Source organism: Peribacillus sp. P4_C12 (assembly GCF_056402095.1).
In genome coordinates this window covers 1-2,672 of record NZ_JBFUIB010000489.1, presented here as the reverse complement: position 1 = coordinate 2,672, position 2,672 = coordinate 1, and the positions used below count along the sequence as shown (strand labels likewise).

Below are 2,672 nucleotides of genomic sequence, written 5' to 3'. Positions count from 1 at the left end.
CCATTATCTCGGAAGTCCACGTATTGCAAGACTGAAGCAGCAACTCCAGATAAGATTGGCAGAACGTGGAATTTGCGTTTTGGAAGAACAGCTTTTGATTACATCAGGAGCTTGTCAGGCGATTGATCTTATTGCCCGCATTCTCCTTGATGATAAAGCGGTCGTAGCGGTGGAATCTCCCACCTATATGGAGGCTTTAGAGATTTTTCAAAACTATACAAAGCAAATTATTAGTATACCTATAGATGAACACGGACTCCAAACATACCGATTAAAAGAAATGCTGGATGAAAGGAAACGTACAGGTCTCACCCTCCCGCGTTTTCTATATACCATCCCATCCTTTCAAAATCCAACTGGAACGACTATGACAACTGAGCGCCGGAAGCATTTATTGGAGCTTTCCATCGAGTTTGATTTCCTCATTTTAGAAGATGATGCATACGGAGAATTATCCTTCGATAAAAGTCCGCTGCCAATAAAATCTTTTGATAAATGCGGACGAGTCCTTCACGTTGGTTCATTATCCAAGGTAGTGGCGCCAGGAATGCGAATTGGATGGATAGCAGGAGAAAGTGAATTCATTAAGGCTTTAGAGTGGTTTAAAAAAGATTTAGACCATCCATTTGCTCAAAGTACAATGGCTGTATACTTAGAAAACACCGATCTTGAGAAACGACTCGTCCTTCTAAAAGATGTGTATCGTACTAAATGTACTGCGTTAATCCGTTCGTTGGAACAATTTCTTCCAGAATCCGTTTCCTGGTATGTACCAGAGGGTGGTTACTTTGTATGGGTGAGGATTCCAGGTGTTGATACGTCTCATTTATTATCACAGGCTTTAGCTGATGGTGTTTCGTATGTTCCAGGGAAATACTTTTTCTTGGATCAAAAGGATGGAATCGAGTTTCTCCGGCTCTCGTTCAGTTATGCCAATGAGAAAGAAATAATCAAGGGAATTCGAAGACTAGGACAGCTTATCTCATCTGTTTATCAAAGATAGTCCTGAAGGATTGTTAGTTAGTTGTGTTAATCATTGCAATGATTAACACTCTAAGCTATTTCGAAGCTTTTTTGAAAATGAATTTGAATACGCCTACTTCCTTAAAGGAGGTAGGTTTTTTGCTAATGAAAGGATTCTTTATCTCTTTCGCGATGATTTTATGGACAAATGCTTTCATTCTTTGCGTAAACGAAATCATTAGTATTGCAGCACCGGCCAAGATTATAAGAAAAATTCCGAGTAAACTTAGCAAAATCTTCTTAGTTTTACTCATAAATCCCCCCTTTCTTTAACACCTAATTTCATTATTTTCCATATTATTCTAACATTTGTGTAGCTTATAAAGATCCAAAAATATTAGAATATATAAACTTGAAAGTCTAAGAAATTTGAGAGACCTCCTGAATATTAGCAGTTTTGTTTTCTGTGCTTTGTGAAACTATTTGAATCCCTCTACATAATAGAAATATTTTGATACAATATTTAAGTAAAGAGGACCTCAAAGGGAGCGATTTTCTTGGATACTTTTCAAAGAGAAATGAATCATAATCGAGATGAATTCAGAAGAACTAGATGGACAAGGCATCGTGAACAAGTTAAAGGATTATTCGATGCTGTTTTTTTGAAAAAAGGTTTAGTTGATAACGTAGCAATATTTGGTGCAGGCAATTGCGATGATCTAGATCTTGACCATCTTGCGACTAAATGTAACTCCATTTATTTATTCGATATAGATATAGAAAGTATGAAAAAAGGTACGAAGCATTTTTCAGAAAGTACTCGTAATAAAATCAAACTGATTGAATTCGATGTAACAGGGTTGAATAAAATAGATTTTGAACATAAGCTTTCTTTTTTGCTAAAGCGTGGGGAAAAAGCCGATGATATTGTAAGATTTCTGAAAGATACTGAGAATCAGTTAGGTCAGATAGCGGATGGAGTTTTCGCTGATTATAGTAATCATTTTGATATCGTTGCAACATCCGCAATTTATACCCAATTATTTTATAATTGGGCAATAGATACACTTTCTGAATATGAGCACCAATATGCGAAGGAAGAATTAGAAAAGATTAAGGATGGCTTTCTTGACTTAAGAGATCAAATTGTACTTACTTTGCATCACTCAATTTCTAAATGTTGCGTTGAAAATGGGTTTTATATTACATGGTCTGATATTTTAAAGATAGAGTCTGAGTATATGGATACTTTTAATAAAGGGCTTAATGCCATCTTTGCTTTAGCTTCTAATGTAGGGTATGGTGCAGCCCTGATTGGAATAAAAGATTTTATGGAAAAAGTGGATAAAAGTGAACTATCCCTTAGATATTGGCCATGGGACTTTAATGAAAATAAACAGTATTTGACTATGGGGCTTATTGGGAGGTTTCAACAGATTTAATAGGTAAAATAAAAAGAAGAAATTTAAAAGGATAGATTAAGCCATCTCATAGGCTTTATCTATCCTTTTCTAGTAAGAAAAAGTCTTCCTTCAAACATTTCAAAGTAAAAAGGAATACCACTCTAATAAGAAGGAAATGATGCAGGAGATTTAGTTATGTGTGAATTGAATTCTATAATTCGTATTGCGAGTTAGAATATTCCTGTTCAATAGTGGTTACATGTAGGTACATATCAATGCTTGCTTTCTCTATATCCTCCTTTAATA

The 2,672-nt window shown here is 35.3% G+C and carries 3 protein-coding genes; 2 read left to right on the top strand and 1 reads right to left on the bottom strand.

Going from position 1 to position 2,672, the window contains the following annotated elements; all coding sequences use genetic code 11:
- Positions 1-1,003 (top strand): aminotransferase-like domain-containing protein (locus tag AC1DUW_RS25380; protein ID WP_477643775.1); only part of this gene is annotated, 1,003 nt, incomplete at its 5' end.
- Between the two features lie 55 nt (positions 1,004-1,058).
- Here AC1DUW_RS25380 and AC1DUW_RS25375 read toward each other — a convergent pair.
- The gene (locus AC1DUW_RS25375; RefSeq protein WP_098177627.1) at positions 1,059-1,277 is read right to left on the bottom strand and encodes a hypothetical protein; all 219 of its coding nucleotides are present in this window, start codon (positions 1,275-1,277) and stop codon (positions 1,059-1,061) included.
- Positions 1,278-1,520: 243 nt separating this feature from the next.
- Here AC1DUW_RS25375 and AC1DUW_RS25370 point away from each other — a divergent pair, with 243 nt between their 5' ends.
- Positions 1,521-2,405 (top strand): hypothetical protein, encoded by an 885-nt coding sequence (locus tag AC1DUW_RS25370; protein WP_477643774.1) that lies wholly within the window; start codon positions 1,521-1,523, stop codon positions 2,403-2,405.
- Positions 2,406-2,672: the final 267 nt, after the last annotated feature.

Bases quoted from the DNA above. Each gene is read 5' to 3' on its own strand.
- AC1DUW_RS25375 (WP_098177627.1), bottom strand. From the start codon at position 1,277: ATGAGTAAAACTAAGAAGATTTTGCTAAGTTTACTCGGAATTTTTCTT.